The following is a 15,406-nucleotide window of genomic DNA, read 5'->3' as shown; positions in this document are numbered from 1 at the left end:
CGGTAGCCAGCATTCCCCTAGGGCTGCCGAGATGCCGACGCCGGTCACCCCCATCGCTCCCGTCAACGCTGCCAGCCGCCCGGCTGATGCGGCGACGCCGGATCTCGTGCTGCAAGCCGGCAGTGTCGTCGATGCCAGGGTGGTCAGCGTGCTCGCCGACAATCTGGTGCGGATCGCGATCGCCCACCTGGCGATGGACGTGATGTCGGAGGTGGCGTTGACGCCGGGGCAGAATCTCCAGCTCGCGGTCTCGCAGAGCAACGGCACCATTCGCCTTGCAGTCATGGGCGGGGCGGGCGAGGCGGCGGGAGATCAGGTCACGCTGACGCCGCGGGCGGCCTCGCTGGTGGACAGCCCGCCGCTGGCGCCGTCGGTGGCCACGGCACGTAACACCCTCAGTCCGTCCGAGCAGGTCGCCGTCCAAACGGCCTCTGCCGGAGCCGTGACCAAACAGGGCAGCCAGGCGCCGCTGTTCGCCAACCTGGCCTCTGTTGTGACGAGCAGCAATCTGCCCGCAGGGCTGAAGCAGGCGGTGCTCGATGTGCTGGCGCAGCAGACGCCGCTCAACACCGCCCTCGACGGCGGCGATATCGAATCCGCGTTCCAAAAGTCAGGGCTGTTTCTCGAGGCGTCATTGGCCGCAGGCACGTCGCCGTCCTCCGGCACGATCCCGGACTTGAAGGCCGCTCTGCTGGTGTTGCGCCAGACCCTGGCATCGACCTCCGGCGCGCCGCAGGCAACTGCGCCAGGTGTGGCGCTGCCGGCGAGTGCTGCGGCCACGACGCAGACCGCAGCCTCCGCGCTGGCGGGCGCAACGGCCCAAGCGGCGTTGCCGGAACTCGCCCGGCCGGCGCAAGCGTCGCGCGGTGCGCTTGCTGCCGCTCTGCTGGCAGATGTGGCGGGCAACAATCCGCAAGCCTTGGTGTCGCGCACCATGTCCGCGCGCCTTGCCGCGAGCCTGCTGCAGGAGGTCACGGAAAACCTGCCGCGCCTGACCGGCAACGTGCCGGGCTCCAACAAGTCCGTGCCGGACGCCCATATCTTCGAGGCGGCCGCACACCCGACACCTCCGCCGGTCCGCGGTGCGCTGCCGGCGCCTCAGTCCATCGCCGCGCCGTCGCTCGCACCGGATACGCCGCTGGCTGCGACCGTGCATCGTCTGCTCGATGACACCGATGCCGCGATCGCGCGGCAGACGCTGTTGCAAATTGCCTCGCTTCCCGATCGCACCGACGCCAGCGGCCACCGCATCGATCCGGCCGCGCCGCAGTGGAATTTCGAGATTCCGTTCGCGACCCCGCAAGGTACCGCGATGGCGCAGTTCGAGATCTCGCGCGACGGCGGCAATGAGTCGGACGATCCCGCCAAGCGCGCCTGGCGCGCACGCTTCTCACTCGATGTCGAGCCGCCCGGACCCGTGCATGCGCTGATCACGCTGAACGGCGACAAGACCTTCGTTCGGATGTGGGCGGAGCGGCCGGCCACGGCGCAGCAGCTCCGCGCCGGCATCGGTGAGCTCAGCCAGGCCTTGACGAAGGCCGAGCTCAAGCCCGGCGATATCGTGGTCCGCGACGGCACGCCGCCGCAACCGGCGCCGGCTCGCGCCGGCCACTTCCTGGATCGCGCCACATGAGCGATCCCTCCAAGCTCGCGATCGCGCTGCATTACGAGAAGGGATCTGGCGCGCCCATCGTCGTCGCCAAGGGCAAGGGCACGATCGGCGAGAAGATCGTCGAGATCGCCAAGGCCCACGACATTCCGATCGAGGAGAACGAGGTCCTGGCCGGCGCGCTGTCGAAGGTCGAGCTCGGCGACGAGATCCCGCCGGATCTCTACAAGGCCGTCGCCGAGGTGCTGGTGTTCGTGCTGCGGCTGTCGGGCCGGGGGCGGTAGAGCATGATCCGGACCCGAAGGGCCGCGCTAGCGCAAAGTGTCTAGCGGTTTCCCGAATAGATCATGCTCAAGATGTAACCTGTCATCGTTTCACCATGGAGCGGCTGCATGGTCGCGCTGGTTTTCGCTGCTCACGGATATCGCTTTTGCTGACCCGCCGTTCCACCCTCGGCCTCCTCGCCGCAACCGTGATCCTGCCTCAACGCGCGCGCGCCCATGTCGCGCCGCCGCGCAATGAAATCCGCGACGCTCTTGCAAAGCGCTTCACCGACCTCGGCACGTCGGGCACCTTCGTCGGCTACAAGGTCGAGGATTATCTGATCGTCGCCAGCGACAAGGAGCGCTCGGGCGAGGGCAAGTTGCCGGCCTCGACCTTCAAGATTCCCAACTCGCTGATTGCGCTCGAGGCCGGCGTCGTCACTGACCCCGACAAGGACGTGTTTGCCTGGGACGGCGTCAAGCGCCCGATCGAGGCCTGGAACAAGGATCACACGCTGCGCAGCGCGATCGCGGTGAGCGCGGTGCCGGTCTATCAGGAGATCGCGCGCCGCATCGGCGAGGCGCGCATGCAGCAATATGTCGACGCGTTCGACTACGGCAATCGCGACATCGGCGGCGGCATCGACCAGTTCTGGCTCACCGGGGCCTTGCGCATCGATCCGGTCGAGCAGGTCGATTTCGTCGACCGGCTGCGCCGCCGCGCGCTGCCGATCTCAAAGCGCAGCCAGGATCTCGTTGCCGATATCCTGCCGGCGACCAAGGTCGGCGACGCCGTCATCCGCGCCAAATCCGGTCTCCTGGGCGCCGAGCGCGGCGAGCCGTCGCTCGGCTGGATGGTCGGCTGGGCCGAGAAGGGCGAGGCCCATACCGTGTTCGCGCTCAACATTGATTGCAAAGAGTCACGGCACATCGAGGCTCGCATGACGCTGACGCAAGCCTGCCTTGCCGAGATCGGCGCGCTCTAGCGCGACCGTGTGGTTGATGGAGAAGCAACCCGATCCCACACGGTCAGCTTAAGCGCGCGGTTGCAGATCAAGCCGGCACCTGAACCTCGGTCGTCGCAATCAGGCGCCAATCGGCGAGCGCGGCCAAACGGTGGGGCTCGGCCTCACGCCGGTAATCGGAGCTCGAGACGATCGCTCGAAAGGTCGCGAAGTCCGGGTAACGAACGATTGCGGCGTCGTGCCAGGCTTCGCCTTGCGCGGCCACCAGCAGAGCTCCGACAGAGCCAAGCCAAGTCGGCGTGACCCGTAGCGGAATCGCGACCTTGCGAAATGCGGGGACATAGCGCGTGTAATAGGCCTCGCGGCCGCTACAGGCCGGAAGCTCGGTCTTGCCCGGGTACAAGGCCTCATCTCGATAGCGCAGAAGATTGAGCATGAAGATGGGTTGATCTCCGGGCAAGCTCGAGGCTGCCCTTTCGAGTGAGGCATTGTCGATATCGACGAACATTGTTGTCTCCGGTCGTGGGTTCCTGCTGCGAGCTGATATCGCTTCCAACGCCCGGCTTTGTAGTGGCTTCGATGTCACTGCTATGATGACGCAAGGGCAACACCAGTCGCCACCAGCTCCTCAATCTGCTCCAGTTCGTTCGCGTTGTCGACGCGGGCTCCTTTGCCGAAGCTCTCCGCCGCGCCGGAACGTCGATCTCGGCGATGTCGAAGGCGATCGCTCGGTTCAGACAGGATCTGACTTCGCGGTCAGCGCGCGGTCGATCGCAAAGCCGCCGATCTCGCTCATGGCCTGCGAGATCGGATCGCCGCGCCGGGCAAAGCCGCTGGAGAGATAATCGAACTGCGTGCGCGCCAGCCGCAGCACCTCGATCGGCACCGAGACCGCCGTCTCGTTGAAGCTCTCGACGGAGGTGCGCAAGCTGTCGAGCTCCGTCGTGAGCTTGCCGATATGTCTCTCGGCATGCTGCATCAACTCGAACAGCTTGCCGCGCTCGGCATCGAAGGCGGCGCGCTCGGCTGCGGTCGCGGCGGTTAGCTCGACGAGCTGTGCCCGCAGCGCCGCGATCTGGCCGACCATGGCGTCGGAGGCGAGTTTGGCGGACTCGCGCAGCTCGGCGTTGCGCGTGCTCTCTTCCTGCGCCTGATGATAGAGCCGCTCGGCCGACATCGCCCGCTGGTTCAGCGACTCGATCATGCTGGCCGCGCGCAGCAGCATCTCGCCGTTCCGCCCCGACACCATGCCGGCCATGCGGCGCAGGAAGTCGATGGTTTCGGACGATGGATTCGGCGGCAGGGGGACGACCGTCGCGGACATCTCGGTGATGCCAGTAGGTAGATGCTGGAGCCAGGGCGTGAGGATCGCCGCCGTACCAACTGGGCTCACGCAACATTCGGCGCCTGATCTGACTCGGAGCAAGCCTGAATCGGTGGGCCCGGTCAACCTGCCGGGCTGCCAAATTTGAGGTCAGGAATCCTTCTGCCGCCCGATCCGCCCCAAATGGGTGAAGCCGAATCCGGCGGAATATTTCAAGCCGTAGCCGAGCGCCCGGTCGATGCCGATATGGGCAACCCAGATCAAGGCGATGGAGAGGGTGAGGGGCGAGGCGAGGGCGAAGCCCAGCGTCAGCAGCGCCACCGGTGCCATGTAGCTGTGAGCGGCGTTGTAGACCATCGCACCGAACCTGGCGTCGGACAGGTAGGCCAGGAAGCTCAGATCAGGCACGAAGAACAGCAGGGCAAACACCAGCCACGAGCCGTCCCAGGCCGCATAGAGCGTCACCATCCCTGCAAACAGGGTCAGGCCCTCCAGCCGCAGCAGGATGTTGACGCCGCCAGTCGCGGCGCCTGTCTCGGCCGTTCCTTCGCTCACGCTCGCCTCCTGGGCAAAACTTTGTAATTCCTTGCGCTTTCCCGCTGCGGCAGGGCAGCCCTGCGACGGCGAAAGCGGCTTTCCGGGCCGCAAAATGCCGTGTTAGAACCCGCCCACCACTTAAGAACTGGCGGGAGCAAATGAAACACATCCTGGACGCCCTTGAAGATCGTCGTGCCGGCGCAAAGCTCGGCGGCGGGGAGAAGCGCATCGAGGCGCAGCACGCCCGCGGCAAGCTGACCGCCCGCGAGCGCATCGAGCTGTTGCTCGACAAGGGATCGTTCGAGGAGTTCGACATGTTCGTCGAGCACCGCTCCACCGAGTTCGGCATGGAGAAGACCAAGGTGCCGGGCGACGGCGTCGTCACCGGATGGGGCACCGTCAACGGCCGCAAGACTTTTGTCTTTGCCAAAGACTTTACGGTGTTCGGCGGCTCGCTCTCGGAAACGCACGCGCTGAAGATCACGAAACTCCAGGACATGGCGATGAAGGCGAGGGCGCCCATCATCGGCCTTTATGACGCGGGTGGCGCCCGCATCCAGGAAGGCGTCGCCGCGCTCGCCGGCTATTCCTACGTGTTCCGCCGCAATGTGCTCGCCTCAGGCGTGATCCCGCAGATCTCCGTCATCATGGGCCCCTGCGCCGGCGGCGACGTCTATTCGCCTGCGATGACCGACTTCATCTTCATGGTGAAGAACACCAGCTACATGTTCGTCACGGGCCCCGACGTGGTGAAAACCGTGACCAACGAGGTCGTCACCGCCGAAGAGCTCGGCGGTGCCTCGGTGCACGCCACGCGTTCCTCGATCGCCGACGGCGCCTTCGAGAACGACGTCGAGACGCTGTTGCAGATGCGTCGCCTGATCGACTTCCTGCCGTCCAACAACACCGACGGCGTGCCGGAATGGCCGAGCTTCGATGACATCGAGCGGGTCGACATGTCGCTCGACACGCTGATCCCCGACAATCCGAACAAGCCCTATGACATGAAGGAGCTGATCCTGAAGGTCGTGGACGAGGGCGACTTCTTCGAGATCGCGGAAGCCTTCGCCAAGAACATCGTCACCGGCTTTGGACGCATCGCCGGGCGCACCGTCGGCTTCGTCGCCAACCAGCCGATGGTGCTGGCCGGCGTGCTCGACAGCGACGCATCGCGCAAGGCGGCACGCTTTGTTCGTTTTTGTGATGCCTTCAACATTCCGATCGTCACCTTCGTCGACGTGCCAGGCTTCCTGCCCGGCACCGCGCAGGAATATGGCGGCCTGATCAAGCACGGCGCCAAGCTCCTGTTCGCCTACTCGCAATGCACCGTGCCGCTCGTCACCATCATCACCCGCAAGGCCTATGGCGGCGCCTTCGACGTCATGGCCTCCAAGGAGATCGGCGCCGACATGAACTACGCCTGGCCGACCGCCCAGATCGCGGTGATGGGCGCCAAGGGCGCGGTCGAGATCATCTTCCGCTCAGACATCGGCGACCCGGACAAGATCGCCGCCCGCACCAAGGAATACGAAGACCGCTTCCTGTCGCCCTTCATCGCCGCCGAGCGCGGCTATATCGACGACGTCATCATGCCGCACTCGACCCGCAAGCGCATCGCGCGGGCGCTGGCGATGCTGAAGGACAAAAAGACGGAAATGCCGGCGAAGAAGCACGACAATTTGCCGTTGTAATAGGAGGTAGCCGGGATGAGCGCAGCGAAATCCGGGTCTTTGCCGAGGTCCCGCATGTCGCTTTGCTCATGCGGGCGACAGGCTCCTTCTGATTTGGCACGCTCGATCCAATGACCGAAGACGATCCGACGGACGAAATCTCCGACATCGAAGATCGGATTGAGCGGCTCGCCGAGATCGCCGAACGATGCCGGAAGTACATTCTGGCGTCCAAGATCGCCATAGGTGGCGGGGCGGCGCTGCTGCTGGTGACGATCCTCGGTGTGTTCGGCTTCGGTCAGACCGCAGCGCTCGGATCTATCGCGCTGGTGCTGGGCGGGATCGTCTCGCTCGGCTCGAATGTCTCGACGTTGCGACAGACGGACGAGGCCATTAGTGCCGCGGAGGCGCGGCGTGCGGCGTTGATCGGCAGCATTGACCTCAGGGTCGTCGCCGATGCACCGCTGAAGCTGGTGTGACGCATCCGGCGCCAGCACGCTTCACGCAGCGGACTTGAGCGTCAGCTCCGATAATTCGGCGCGGCATTCGGCGGCGTAGGCCTGGAGCCGGTCGGCGGTCTGCCGGTCGAGGATGGACTTGGCCAGCCGCTCGGCGCGGGCGATCTGTCGCTTGAGATATTCGATGCGGACCATGGGTCACCTGTCGAATTGAATCGTTCCGATGCCGGCGACTTTATGCCAAGCACAGGATCGGTTATGTGAGGCACATCACGCCCCGCGCGCCTTATCCGCCGCAGCGAAATGCGCCAGCTGATCGGCGTGGGCCTTGGCGAACGCCGGACGTCCGGTGGCGCGCGCGACGTAAGCGCGGCAGGCAGGACTGTCCGTCAGCCCGTTGAAACCATCGACGACGCGCAGCACGTCCGCCATCAGGATGTCGGCGACGGAGAAGGAGCCCGCCAGCCATTCGCGGCTGCCCAGCACCGGCTCGAGATGCCTAAGCCGAAGCTTGAGGAAGTCATCCACGAACTTCCATGCTGCCGTGTCGGTCGGATGTCCCATGAATTTCGACATGCCCCATGGCAGGCTGGCCATCTCCACCGAATTGAGCGCCGCGAACACCCATTCCGTCGCTTCAGTGCGGCCGCGCTGGTCCTTTGGCATCAGCCTCTCACTGAGGCCGCCGAGATGCAGCAGGATTGCGCCGGTCTCGAAGATTGAGACGCTGCCGTCGGTCAGCCAAGGAACTTGGCCGAACGGCTGGTGGGCAAAGTGCGCAGGCGCGCGATCGTCGAACGGAGTGCTGGCGACGCGATACGGCAGGGCGGCCTCTTCGAGGGCCCAGCGCACGCGGAAGTCGCGCACGAAGCCTCGCGGCGCTGCGGGAACCCAATCGAAGGTAGTCAGGGTGAGCTCGGCCATTTTCTGTCTCCGTGTCCTGGTTCGATGCAAAGGACGAACGAAGGGCGCCCGTTCCGACACCGGAGGCAACTCTTTTTGCCACCGGCAGCTTGAGCGGTTAGTCTCGCGTCAAACAACAGGAGGAAATCCGATGTCAGCAGCCTTCTTCGTCGTTCGCGCCGTCGTTACCGACACCAGCAAGCGCGCTGCTTTCGACCGATGGTACGAGACGGAACATTTGCCCGACGCGGTGCAGGCCTTCGGCGTGAGCAAGGCTTGGCGATTCTGGAGCCTCGACGATCCCTCGCTGCACCAGGCGATGTATCAGTTCGATGACGAGGCCAAGCTGAACGCGATGCTGAAAGGTGATGCGCTGAGAAAGCTCGTCGCCGATTTCAACCGCGACTGGCCCGACGTGAAGCGCTCGCGCGAGACGCTGGTGCTGGCGCAGGAGTTCGCGACGTAGCGAGGTCCTGTAGCCCGGATGGAGTTACGAATTCTTCATCTCGGCTCGCATGAATCTGAACGCCAGCTTCAGCTTCGGTTCATGGCGTTGCGGCGACATTCCTTCTGCATCACGTGCACGATGATCTAAGAAGGAAGAAACGATGGAGCGCCGGAATTTTTTGAAACTTGCTTTGGGATTGACGGCGGGCGCCGCCGCTTTCGCCGCGACGGCCGCACAGGCCGCGCCGCTGTCGCCGCAGCCGCTCGCTGATCCCGCCCGTCCGCTGCAAGGCAATCCCGACGCTCATCCTGCCGTCGCCACCGGCGAGGAAGCTGCGCAGCTCGCTCCCGAGCAGGTTCACTGGCGTGGGCGTGGCCGCCACTGGGGCTGGCACCGCCGTCATTGGCGCCGGCATCGCCGGCGCTGGCACCGCCGCCACTATTGGTAGGCTCGCGACCATTCGCGGACCGGACGGGGATCGCCGTTGGCGGTCCCCGTTTCGATTTGGGAGGTGCTTCGGTTCCGCGGCGGACAGATCGTCAGCAACAAAAATGGCCGCGCAGGCTTTCGCCGCGCGGCCATTTTGCAACGGAATGGAGAAGATCAATACGGGCGGCAGCGGCCGGCGTACCAGCGGAAGCCGTAGGGGCACACGCGCGCACGCGGTACGACGACGACCGGCGCTGGGGCGACCACCACGGGGGCGGGGCGAACCACGACAGGGGCGCGCATCGGACGGCAGCTGCCATAGGGGCCGCGATACCAGCCCGGGCCGCAACCGCCGGCGGCGCTGGCCACCTCGCTGAAACCGACGACCGTGCTGGCGAGCATGACGGCGGCTAACAGGTATTTCATTTTTGACCTTCCTTCTTATCCTTTGGGGCAGGCTCGGAGAATGGCGCTTGTGGCGCACGATGAATCAAGAGACACGATTCGACACGTTAAATCTGGGACGTGCCGACACGTCGCGATCCAAACCTGCCAATCATGACCTGAATGCGGCATGAACGTTTTCCGTAGCTGGCTTTGGGCGACACGCTGGTGTCGCTAGCGGCCGAGAAAGCCCAGCACCAGTTCCTTGTACGTCTCCGGCGCCTCCAGGAACACGAGATGGCCGGTGTCGGGGATCACCTCGGCCCGCGCGTTCGGCATCTTCGCGGCGAGCTGCTTCGCAAGCTCTGCATTCTGCCCCATCTTGGCCCGCAGCGGCTCCGGCGCGAGCGGCCGGCCCGGCGCGTTGTGGTCGTCCGCGCCCATGATGAACAGAGTCGGTGTCGCGATCAGCGGGATCTCGTGCGCCACCGGTTCACGATAGATCATCTGGCCGGAAGAGACGAAGGCGCGCAGCCAGCGCGGATAGTCCGGGCTGCCCTTGATATTGAAGCGGGCCTCGATGAACGGCGTGATCGCCTCGGCCGGCAGCTTGATCGCGTAATTGGTCTGGAGTTGCTTGCGATAGCCGTCGGCGGTGAGCTTGTCCTCGGTCTCGATCATCTTCTCGGTCGGTGTCGGCGGCACGTAGAGGCGGTAGTCCTCGAGCCCGATCGGCGCGGTCAGCACCAGATGGACGAGGCGGTCCGGATAGGCGCGGGCGATGCGCACGCCGAGCATGCCGCCGAGCGAATGCGCGACGATCTCGGCCTTATCGATCTTGAGATGATCGAGCAGCGAAATGGTGTTGCGGGCCAGATTGTCGAAATGCAGCTCGCCCTGCGGCTTGGATGATTTGCCGAAGCCGACCTGGTCCGGTACCACGACGCGAAAGCCGGCCTCGCTCAGCATCTTGATCACGGGTACCCAATAGCTCGACGGGAAATTGCGCCCGTGCAGCAGCACGACGGTGCGGCCGTTCGGCCGCGCCGCGGCGACATCCATATAGGCCATGCTGAGCTGCTCGCCGTCGTTGATAACTGGGAGCAAGTGCACGGGGTAAGGATAGGCAAAGCCTTCGAGCGCGATGCCATAGGGCTCGCGCGGCGTGGCATCGGCGGCGTGGGTCGATGTGAGTTGGAAAGTAAGAAGGGCGGCGGCGAGCGCGGCCAGGAAGATGCGGTTCATGACTAGTCTCCGTCATGCCCGGGCTTGTCCGGGCATCCACGTGTCCGCCGCAATAAAGACGTGGATGGCCGGGTCAAGCCCGGCCACGACGGAAGCGAGAGGGCACACGCAAAAGTGTGATCAGTCTTTGCCGCCGCCGAACAGCGCGGCGAACTGCTTCTCGCCGGTGCGGGTGAACGTCACGACGCGGCTGCCGGGCGCGGGATCGCGCGCGGCCCATTTCAGCTCGGCGAAGCGCTGCATCATGGCTGCGCCCAACGTGCCGGCGAGGTGGTGCCGCCGCTCGCTCCAGTCGAGGCAGGCCTTGCAGACCGGGCGGCGCGGGTGGCTGAGCATGTCGGGCGAGATCTGCAGGTGCTTGGCGAGAAAGCGCTCGCCCTCGGCCGTCAGCTCGATCTCCTGCTTCCTCTGCCGGACCAGATGCCGCTCGCGCAAGGAGTCCAGCATCTGGACGCCGAGGTCGCCGGCGAGATGGTCGTAGCAGATCCGCGCGCGCCGCAGCGCAGGGTCCTTCGGCCCGGTGCGCACGCGCATATGGCCGGTCCGCGCGGCAAGGCCGGCGAGCCCCTCAAGCACGCCGGCGACGTCGTCGTCGGTGAGGCGGTAGTAGCGGTGGCGGCCCTGTTTCTCCGGCTCGATCAGGCCGCCGGCCTCGAGCTTCGACAGATGCGAGCTTGCGGTCTGCGGGGTGATGCCGGCCTCCTGCGCCAGCTCGCTCGCCGTGAGCGCGCGGCCGTTCATCAGCGCCGTGAGCATGTTGGCGCGGGCGGGATCGCCGACCAGCGAGGCGACCATGGCGATGTCGGGTCCTGATTTCATTGCTTCGATGGTAACCGAAGCGTTGGTGTCGGGCAAGGGCGTAGCGTGTTGTCACGAGCACGTCATTGCGAGCGAAGCGAAGCAATCCAGACTGCGTCCGCGGAGGGACTCCTGGATTGCTTCGCTACGCTCGCAATGACGGCGAAAACAAAGGAGCCCATCATGTCCGTCACCGTCTTCATCCGCTACCAGCTCGATCCGTTCAAGCGCGCGCAGTTCGAGGAATATTCGAAGCGCTGGCTCACCATCATCCCGAGATGTGGCGGCGAGTTGATAGGCTACTTCATGCCGCATGAGGGCACCAACAACATCGCGTCCGCCCTGATCTCGTTCGAGAGCCTGGCCGCCTATGAAGCCTATCGCAAACGGCTGCGCGCCGATCTCGACGGTATGGCAAACTTCAACTTTGCGGAGGCGGAGAAATTCATCCTCGCCGAAGAGCGCACCTTCCTGCGCAAGGTGGTATTGTAGGTCCACCAACAGCAGGAGACGCCCATGATCGCCGTGATCTTCGAGGTCTGGCCCAAGCCGGAACACCGCCAGACCTATTTCGACCTTGCAGCCGACCTGAAGCCGCTGCTGCAGACCATCGACGGCTTCATCTCGGTCGAGCGCTTCGAGAGCCTGACGGAGAAGGGCAAGATCCTGTCGGTGTCGTTCTGGCGGGATGAAGCGGCCGTCCAGGCCTGGCGCAACACGATGGAGCACCGCCGCACGCAGGCCAGGGGCAGGGCGCAGATCTTCGCCGATTATCACTTACGCATCGCCAGCGTCATCCGCGACTACGGCATGAACGATCGCGACGAGGCGCCGAAGGACAGCCGCGCGGTGCACGACGCGCACTAGCGGACTCGAAAACGCAGCCTTATCTCTGCGCGGCCAACAAGGGAGAGAAACATGCACGTGACGACCGCTGACAAGCGCGCGACGTTCAGGAAGATGCACGAGAGCGGCTGCTTCATCCTGCCCAATCCGGTCGATGTCGGCAGCGCGAAAGCCTTGCAGCATCTCGGTTTCAAGGCGATCGCGTCATCGAGCGCCGGCTTTGCCTGGACCATTGGCAAGGCCGACAATCACGTCACCCTCGAGGACGTCTGTCAGCATCTGGCAGCATTGAGCTCGGCTGTCGACATCCCCGTGAACGCCGATTTCGAGGGTGGCTTTGCGGTCGAGCCCGACAAGGTCGCGGACAATGTCGAGCGCGGTGTGCGCACCGGCGTTGCGGGCCTCTCAATCGAGGATTCCACCGGCGACAAGGACAAGCCGCTCTACGATCGTGTGCTGGCCGTCGAGCGCATCAAAGCCTCGCGCAAGGCGATCGGCGACAGCGGCACGCTGCTGGTCGGCCGCTGCGAGGCCTATCTGTGGGGCGTGACCGATCTCAAGCTCGTCATCGACCGGCTCACCGCCTATGCCGACGCCGGCGCCGACTGCCTCTATGCGCCGGGTCTGAAGAGCCGCGAGGACATCGCCGCGGTGGTCAAGGCGGTCGCACCGAAGCCGTTCAATCTTCTGATCGGCGGCTCCGGCCTGTCGCTGCAGGAAGCCCAGGATCTCGGCGTGCGCCGCATCAGCGTCGGCGGCTCGCTCGCCCGCGCCGCCTGGGGCGGCTTCATGCGCGCGGCCAAGGAGATGGCGGAGAAGGGGACCTTCACCGAGCTCGGCGGCGGCTATCCCGGCGGCGAGCTCAACAAGATGTTCGGGTAGGCAAACGAAAAGCGGCGGGATGTTGCATCCCGCCGCTCTCGCGCATCATTACGAAATGTTACTTCGCGCCGTCGGACGGAGCTGGCGTATTCGGGGCCGGCCTGTTCGGCGCTGCACCCGTGGTCACGCCCGGCTCGGTGTTGCTGCGCGGCGTCACGTCACGCATGCCGGGAGGTGCGGCCGGATTGGTCGGCTGCGTCTGCGCAGTCTGCGAGGCCGGTGTGTTGCTGGCCTCGTTGGTGGTGCTGGAATTGTTCAAGCCGTAGAACACTGCGCCCAGCACCAGGGCGACAGCGACCGCAAACAGCGCGATCTTGCCGCTGGAGGCGGGGCCTTCCCCGAGCTCGGGATCGGCCTGCAGGTCGGCATCCCGGCGCGCCGCGCGAGAGTACTCATCGTCGGCGAGGTTCGGGCGGTACGGATCGTTGGGAAAACGGTCGTCTGCCATCGATTTGGTCTCCTCGGTTATGACCCCGGGACAACCCTCAGGTGCGAGATTCTGTTCCGCCCGCCTTGATGCTTTCGTCGCATGTTGCCTCGGTGTGGGGAATCGGGAACCTGTTCCATGGGAACCCGCGCCTGAGTTCGAGGGCCACGGAGAGGGAACACGCGATGTGGAGCCTGCCGCCTACCGATAGCGTGCTGCATTTCCTGTCCCTGGCCGCGGTGGCCGCGCAGGGCATGACGGCTGCGCTCGCTGCCGGACGCCGCAGCATGGATTGGCTGGGCGTCTGCTTCCTCGGCTGCATCACCGCGCTAGGCGGCGGCACGTTGCGCGATCTCTTCCTCGGACATTATCCGCTGGCTTGGGTGCAGAACCCCATCTATCTCGCGCTCGCCGGCGGCGCCGCCTTCCTCACCATCCTGTTTGCGCGCCTCGTGCACCGGCTGAAGGTCGCCTTCATCGTGCTCGATGCCATCGGTCTCGTCGTCTTCACCATGGCCGGCTGCGACGTAGCCTGGCAGATGGATGCTTCGCTGCCGATCGTCATCGTCTCGGGCATGGTGACGGGCTGCGCCGGCGGCGTGTTGCGCGACGTGCTCTGCAACGACGTGCCGCTGCTGTTTCGCTCCGAACTCTATGCCAGCGTCTCGGTGGTGACGGGGTTGTTCTATGCGACCGCGTTCGGTCTCAAGCTCAACGCGGAGCTCTGGACCATTTTGACATTTGTCCTCGGCATCAGCTTCCGCCTGCTTGCGGTGCGCTACAAATGGGAGATGCCGAAATTCGTGTTCACGGGGGATGAAGAGCGGTGAGCGCTGTCGCGCGCGAATGGCGAATAGCGAATGGTTCTGGGCCATTCGCCACTCGCTATTCCCCATTCGCCTCTCGCTTCCTTGCTTTTGCCACCTGTGCCGGTGTCACCAGCGGGCCGGCATTGCCCCAGGAATTGCGGATGTAGTTCGTCACCGCGGCGATCTCGGCGTCGGACAGCTGCTTGGCGTAAGCCGGCATCTCGCCGGTGTTCGGCGCGCGCGGCGTCGTCACGGTGTGGGCACCGTCGAGGATGATGCGCAAGGTCGAGGACGGATTGATCGATTGCAGCAGCGCATTGCCCGGCAGCGGCGGGTAGATGCGCGGGCTGCCTGTGCCGTCGGCCTCGTGGCAGGCGATACAGAGCTTTGCGTAGACCGCCTGGCCGGCCTTCATCTCGGCAGCGTCCGGCGGCGTCACGATGGTCTCGCGCCGGGCCGGCGGCAGGCTCTTCAGATAGATCGCGATCGCGCGCACGTCGGCATCGCTCATCTTCGAGGTCGAGTTGACGACGACCTCCGCCATCGGCCCGCCGGCGTGGCTTTTGGCGTTGCGCCCGCTTTGCAGGTACTCCGTGATATCGGCCTCGCTCCAGGATTTCAGCCCGGTGCGGGCGGCGCCATCGAGCCGCGGTGCGAACCAGCCGCCGACCGCGTTGCCGGACAGCGCCTGCGCATCCCGGTCGGCGCCGAAATAATTCTTGGGCGTGTGGCAGGCGCCGCAATGGCCGAGCCCGGTGACCAGGTAGCCGCCTCTGTTCCAGGCCGCGCTCTTCGTCTGGTCCGGCTCGAACAGGCCGGGCTTGAAATACATCGTGTTCCAAAGCCGCATCAGGCCGCGATAGCCGAATGGCCAGCGCAGCTCCGGCGGCTTGTTGCGGCTGGTGACGGGCGCCAGCGTGGCGAGATAGGCGCGGATCGCCAGCGTGTCGTCCTTCGTCATCCTCGTGAAATAGGGGTAGGGAAACGCCGGGTAATAATTCGAGCCGTCAGGCGCGATGCCGGTGCGCAAGGCGCGGGTGAAATCGGCATCCGTCCAGCCGCCGATGCCGGTGTCGCGGTCCGGCGTCAGGTTCGGCGCATAGATCGCGCCAAAGGGCGTGTCGATGCGCTTGCCGCCCGCGAACGGTTTTGCCGGATCGGCAGTGTGGCAGCCCGCGCAGTCGCCGGCCTCGGCCAGCGCCTTGCCATAGGCGATCAGCTCGGGCGATGGTCCGGCGGCGCCGGCCGCGCTTGTGACCGTACTTGCAACCGCACTGCACAACGCCAGGCCCACAAGCGCCAGGCCCGTCAGAATCGTCCGCATCGACAGCCTCCCCTGCGACCCATCGACCCTACCTGCGTGAAGGGAAGCGTCGATTCATTTCGCAACGATGGGGGTATGGTGACAC

At 65.2% G+C, this 15,406-nt stretch carries 21 protein-coding genes; 11 read left to right on the top strand and 10 right to left on the bottom strand.

The genetic code is table 11. The annotated features are described in order from the left end of the window. Positions 1-31: 31 nt before the first annotated feature. The 3 genes from I6F17_RS10895 (at position 32) to blaOXA (ending at position 2,858) form a co-directional block, all read left to right on the top strand. On the top strand, positions 32-1,633 hold the full coding sequence (locus I6F17_RS10895) for a flagellar hook-length control protein FliK (RefSeq protein WP_225190427.1): 1,602 nt from the start codon (positions 32-34) through the stop codon (positions 1,631-1,633). Then, positions 1,630-1,893 carry an EscU/YscU/HrcU family type III secretion system export apparatus switch protein gene (locus I6F17_RS10890; protein ID WP_225131173.1) on the top strand — a complete coding sequence of 88 codons (264 nt, stop codon included), beginning with the start codon at positions 1,630-1,632 and terminating at the stop codon, positions 1,891-1,893. The genes I6F17_RS10895 and I6F17_RS10890 overlap by 4 nt, the downstream gene beginning before the upstream one ends. Before the next feature lie 146 nt (positions 1,894-2,039). Continuing rightward, on the top strand, positions 2,040-2,858 hold the full coding sequence (gene blaOXA, locus I6F17_RS10885) for a class D beta-lactamase (protein ID WP_225131174.1): 819 nt from the start codon (positions 2,040-2,042) through the stop codon (positions 2,856-2,858). Positions 2,859-2,925: 67 nt separating this feature from the next. Here blaOXA and I6F17_RS10880 read toward each other — a convergent pair whose 3' ends face one another. The 3 genes from I6F17_RS10880 to I6F17_RS10870 form a co-directional block, all read right to left on the bottom strand. After that, positions 2,926-3,345, bottom strand: a complete 420-nt coding sequence (locus I6F17_RS10880) for a hypothetical protein (RefSeq protein ID WP_225131175.1) — start codon at positions 3,343-3,345, stop codon at positions 2,926-2,928. Between the two features lie 225 nt (positions 3,346-3,570). Continuing rightward, a complete protein-coding gene (locus I6F17_RS10875; protein ID WP_225131214.1) occupies positions 3,571-4,161 on the bottom strand; it encodes a hypothetical protein in 591 nt (196 codons plus the stop codon). Between the two features lie 150 nt (positions 4,162-4,311). Beyond that, positions 4,312-4,716, bottom strand: coding sequence for a DUF4260 domain-containing protein (locus tag I6F17_RS10870; RefSeq protein ID WP_225131176.1), 405 nt, complete (start codon positions 4,714-4,716; stop codon positions 4,312-4,314). A gap of 140 nt (positions 4,717-4,856) precedes the next feature. Here I6F17_RS10870 and I6F17_RS10865 point away from each other — a divergent pair, with 140 nt between their 5' ends. Further along, entirely contained in the window at positions 4,857-6,389 is a 1,533-nt protein-coding gene (locus I6F17_RS10865) for an acyl-CoA carboxylase subunit beta (protein WP_025036964.1), read from the top strand. A 110-nt stretch (positions 6,390-6,499) separates the two neighbouring features. Further along, positions 6,500-6,847, top strand: a complete 348-nt coding sequence (locus I6F17_RS10860; RefSeq protein WP_225131177.1) for a hypothetical protein — start codon at positions 6,500-6,502, stop codon at positions 6,845-6,847. A 21-nt stretch (positions 6,848-6,868) separates the two neighbouring features. Here the strand turns inward: I6F17_RS10860 and I6F17_RS10855 are convergent, their stop codons facing one another. Beyond that, the gene (locus I6F17_RS10855) at positions 6,869-7,021 is read right to left on the bottom strand and encodes a hypothetical protein (protein ID WP_225131178.1); all 153 of its coding nucleotides are present in this window, start codon (positions 7,019-7,021) and stop codon (positions 6,869-6,871) included. 75 nt (positions 7,022-7,096) lie between these two features. Further along, complete coding sequence (locus tag I6F17_RS10850) at positions 7,097-7,750, bottom strand: glutathione S-transferase family protein (RefSeq protein ID WP_225131179.1); 654 nt, start codon at positions 7,748-7,750, stop codon at positions 7,097-7,099. Between the two features lie 130 nt (positions 7,751-7,880). Between I6F17_RS10850 and I6F17_RS10845 the strand changes: the two genes are divergently transcribed. Continuing rightward, positions 7,881-8,195, top strand: coding sequence for a hypothetical protein (locus I6F17_RS10845; protein ID WP_225131180.1), 315 nt, complete (start codon positions 7,881-7,883; stop codon positions 8,193-8,195). Between the two features lie 142 nt (positions 8,196-8,337). Beyond that, positions 8,338-8,625 carry a twin-arginine translocation (Tat) gene (locus I6F17_RS10840; RefSeq protein ID WP_225131181.1) on the top strand — a complete coding sequence of 96 codons (288 nt, stop codon included), beginning with the start codon at positions 8,338-8,340 and terminating at the stop codon, positions 8,623-8,625. A gap of 155 nt (positions 8,626-8,780) precedes the next feature. On the opposite strand, the gene I6F17_RS10835 is transcribed toward I6F17_RS10840, so the two are convergent. The 3 genes from I6F17_RS10835 to I6F17_RS10825 all read right to left on the bottom strand — a co-directional run bounded on the left by I6F17_RS10835 (position 8,781) and on the right by I6F17_RS10825 (position 11,054). Further along, positions 8,781-9,032: a hypothetical protein gene (locus I6F17_RS10835; RefSeq protein WP_036041450.1), complete on the bottom strand. Its 252-nt coding sequence runs from the start codon at positions 9,030-9,032 to the stop codon at positions 8,781-8,783. Positions 9,033-9,224: 192 nt separating this feature from the next. After that, positions 9,225-10,235 carry an alpha/beta hydrolase gene (locus I6F17_RS10830; protein ID WP_225131182.1) on the bottom strand — a complete coding sequence of 337 codons (1,011 nt, stop codon included), beginning with the start codon at positions 10,233-10,235 and terminating at the stop codon, positions 9,225-9,227. Between the two features lie 120 nt (positions 10,236-10,355). Further along, the gene (locus I6F17_RS10825; RefSeq protein WP_225131183.1) at positions 10,356-11,054 is read right to left on the bottom strand and encodes a winged helix-turn-helix domain-containing protein; all 699 of its coding nucleotides are present in this window, start codon (positions 11,052-11,054) and stop codon (positions 10,356-10,358) included. Positions 11,055-11,216: 162 nt separating this feature from the next. Here I6F17_RS10825 and I6F17_RS10820 point away from each other — a divergent pair, with 162 nt between their 5' ends. Genes I6F17_RS10820 through I6F17_RS10810 form a run of 3 tightly spaced genes read left to right on the top strand, consistent with a single transcriptional unit; the run spans position 11,217 to position 12,761 of the window. Next, positions 11,217-11,525, top strand: coding sequence for an NIPSNAP family protein (locus tag I6F17_RS10820; protein WP_036011128.1), 309 nt, complete (start codon positions 11,217-11,219; stop codon positions 11,523-11,525). A 24-nt stretch (positions 11,526-11,549) separates the two neighbouring features. Further along, complete coding sequence (locus I6F17_RS10815) at positions 11,550-11,900, top strand: antibiotic biosynthesis monooxygenase (RefSeq protein WP_036011104.1); 351 nt, start codon at positions 11,550-11,552, stop codon at positions 11,898-11,900. Between the two features lie 51 nt (positions 11,901-11,951). Continuing rightward, positions 11,952-12,761: an isocitrate lyase/phosphoenolpyruvate mutase family protein gene (locus I6F17_RS10810; protein WP_225131184.1), complete on the top strand. Its 810-nt coding sequence runs from the start codon at positions 11,952-11,954 to the stop codon at positions 12,759-12,761. 58 nt (positions 12,762-12,819) lie between these two features. Here I6F17_RS10810 and I6F17_RS10805 read toward each other — a convergent pair whose 3' ends face one another. After that, positions 12,820-13,209 (bottom strand): hypothetical protein, encoded by a 390-nt coding sequence (locus I6F17_RS10805; RefSeq protein ID WP_036011109.1) that lies wholly within the window; start codon positions 13,207-13,209, stop codon positions 12,820-12,822. A gap of 164 nt (positions 13,210-13,373) precedes the next feature. On the opposite strand from I6F17_RS10805, the gene I6F17_RS10800 reads away from it, so the two are divergent. Next, positions 13,374-14,018 (top strand): trimeric intracellular cation channel family protein, encoded by a 645-nt coding sequence (locus tag I6F17_RS10800; protein ID WP_036011112.1) that lies wholly within the window; start codon positions 13,374-13,376, stop codon positions 14,016-14,018. 55 nt (positions 14,019-14,073) lie between these two features. On the opposite strand, the gene I6F17_RS10795 is transcribed toward I6F17_RS10800, so the two are convergent. Further along, complete coding sequence (locus I6F17_RS10795) at positions 14,074-15,321, bottom strand: c-type cytochrome (protein WP_225131185.1); 1,248 nt, start codon at positions 15,319-15,321, stop codon at positions 14,074-14,076. Positions 15,322-15,406: the final 85 nt, after the last annotated feature.

The sequence above is a fragment of the Bradyrhizobium sp. NBAIM18 genome, assembly GCF_020193825.1.
GTDB classification, from domain to species: Bacteria; Pseudomonadota; Alphaproteobacteria; order Rhizobiales; family Xanthobacteraceae; genus Bradyrhizobium; species Bradyrhizobium yuanmingense.
This window is presented reverse-complemented; position numbering and strand designations above follow the sequence as displayed.

Coding starts and splice junctions, on each gene's coding strand:
- I6F17_RS10895 (WP_225190427.1), top strand. CDS start 32: ATGCCGACGCCGGTCACCCCCATCGCTCCCGTCAACGCTGCCAGCCGC.
- I6F17_RS10890 (WP_225131173.1), top strand. CDS start 1,630: ATGAGCGATCCCTCCAAGCTCGCGATCGCGCTGCATTACGAGAAGGGA.
- I6F17_RS10880 (WP_225131175.1), bottom strand. CDS start 3,345: ATGTTCGTCGATATCGACAATGCCTCACTCGAAAGGGCAGCCTCGAGC.
- I6F17_RS10875 (WP_225131214.1), bottom strand. CDS start 4,161: ATGTCCGCGACGGTCGTCCCCCTGCCGCCGAATCCATCGTCCGAAACC.
- I6F17_RS10865 (WP_025036964.1), top strand. CDS start 4,857: ATGAAACACATCCTGGACGCCCTTGAAGATCGTCGTGCCGGCGCAAAG.
- I6F17_RS10860 (WP_225131177.1), top strand. CDS start 6,500: ATGACCGAAGACGATCCGACGGACGAAATCTCCGACATCGAAGATCGG.
- I6F17_RS10855 (WP_225131178.1), bottom strand. CDS start 7,021: ATGGTCCGCATCGAATATCTCAAGCGACAGATCGCCCGCGCCGAGCGG.
- I6F17_RS10850 (WP_225131179.1), bottom strand. CDS start 7,750: ATGGCCGAGCTCACCCTGACTACCTTCGATTGGGTTCCCGCAGCGCCG.
- I6F17_RS10845 (WP_225131180.1), top strand. CDS start 7,881: ATGTCAGCAGCCTTCTTCGTCGTTCGCGCCGTCGTTACCGACACCAGC.
- I6F17_RS10840 (WP_225131181.1), top strand. CDS start 8,338: ATGGAGCGCCGGAATTTTTTGAAACTTGCTTTGGGATTGACGGCGGGC.
- I6F17_RS10835 (WP_036041450.1), bottom strand. CDS start 9,032: ATGAAATACCTGTTAGCCGCCGTCATGCTCGCCAGCACGGTCGTCGGT.
- I6F17_RS10830 (WP_225131182.1), bottom strand. CDS start 10,235: ATGAACCGCATCTTCCTGGCCGCGCTCGCCGCCGCCCTTCTTACTTTC.
- I6F17_RS10825 (WP_225131183.1), bottom strand. CDS start 11,054: ATGAAATCAGGACCCGACATCGCCATGGTCGCCTCGCTGGTCGGCGAT.
- I6F17_RS10820 (WP_036011128.1), top strand. CDS start 11,217: ATGTCCGTCACCGTCTTCATCCGCTACCAGCTCGATCCGTTCAAGCGC.
- I6F17_RS10815 (WP_036011104.1), top strand. CDS start 11,550: ATGATCGCCGTGATCTTCGAGGTCTGGCCCAAGCCGGAACACCGCCAG.
- I6F17_RS10810 (WP_225131184.1), top strand. CDS start 11,952: ATGCACGTGACGACCGCTGACAAGCGCGCGACGTTCAGGAAGATGCAC.
- I6F17_RS10805 (WP_036011109.1), bottom strand. CDS start 13,209: ATGGCAGACGACCGTTTTCCCAACGATCCGTACCGCCCGAACCTCGCC.
- I6F17_RS10800 (WP_036011112.1), top strand. CDS start 13,374: ATGTGGAGCCTGCCGCCTACCGATAGCGTGCTGCATTTCCTGTCCCTG.
- I6F17_RS10795 (WP_225131185.1), bottom strand. CDS start 15,321: ATGCGGACGATTCTGACGGGCCTGGCGCTTGTGGGCCTGGCGTTGTGC.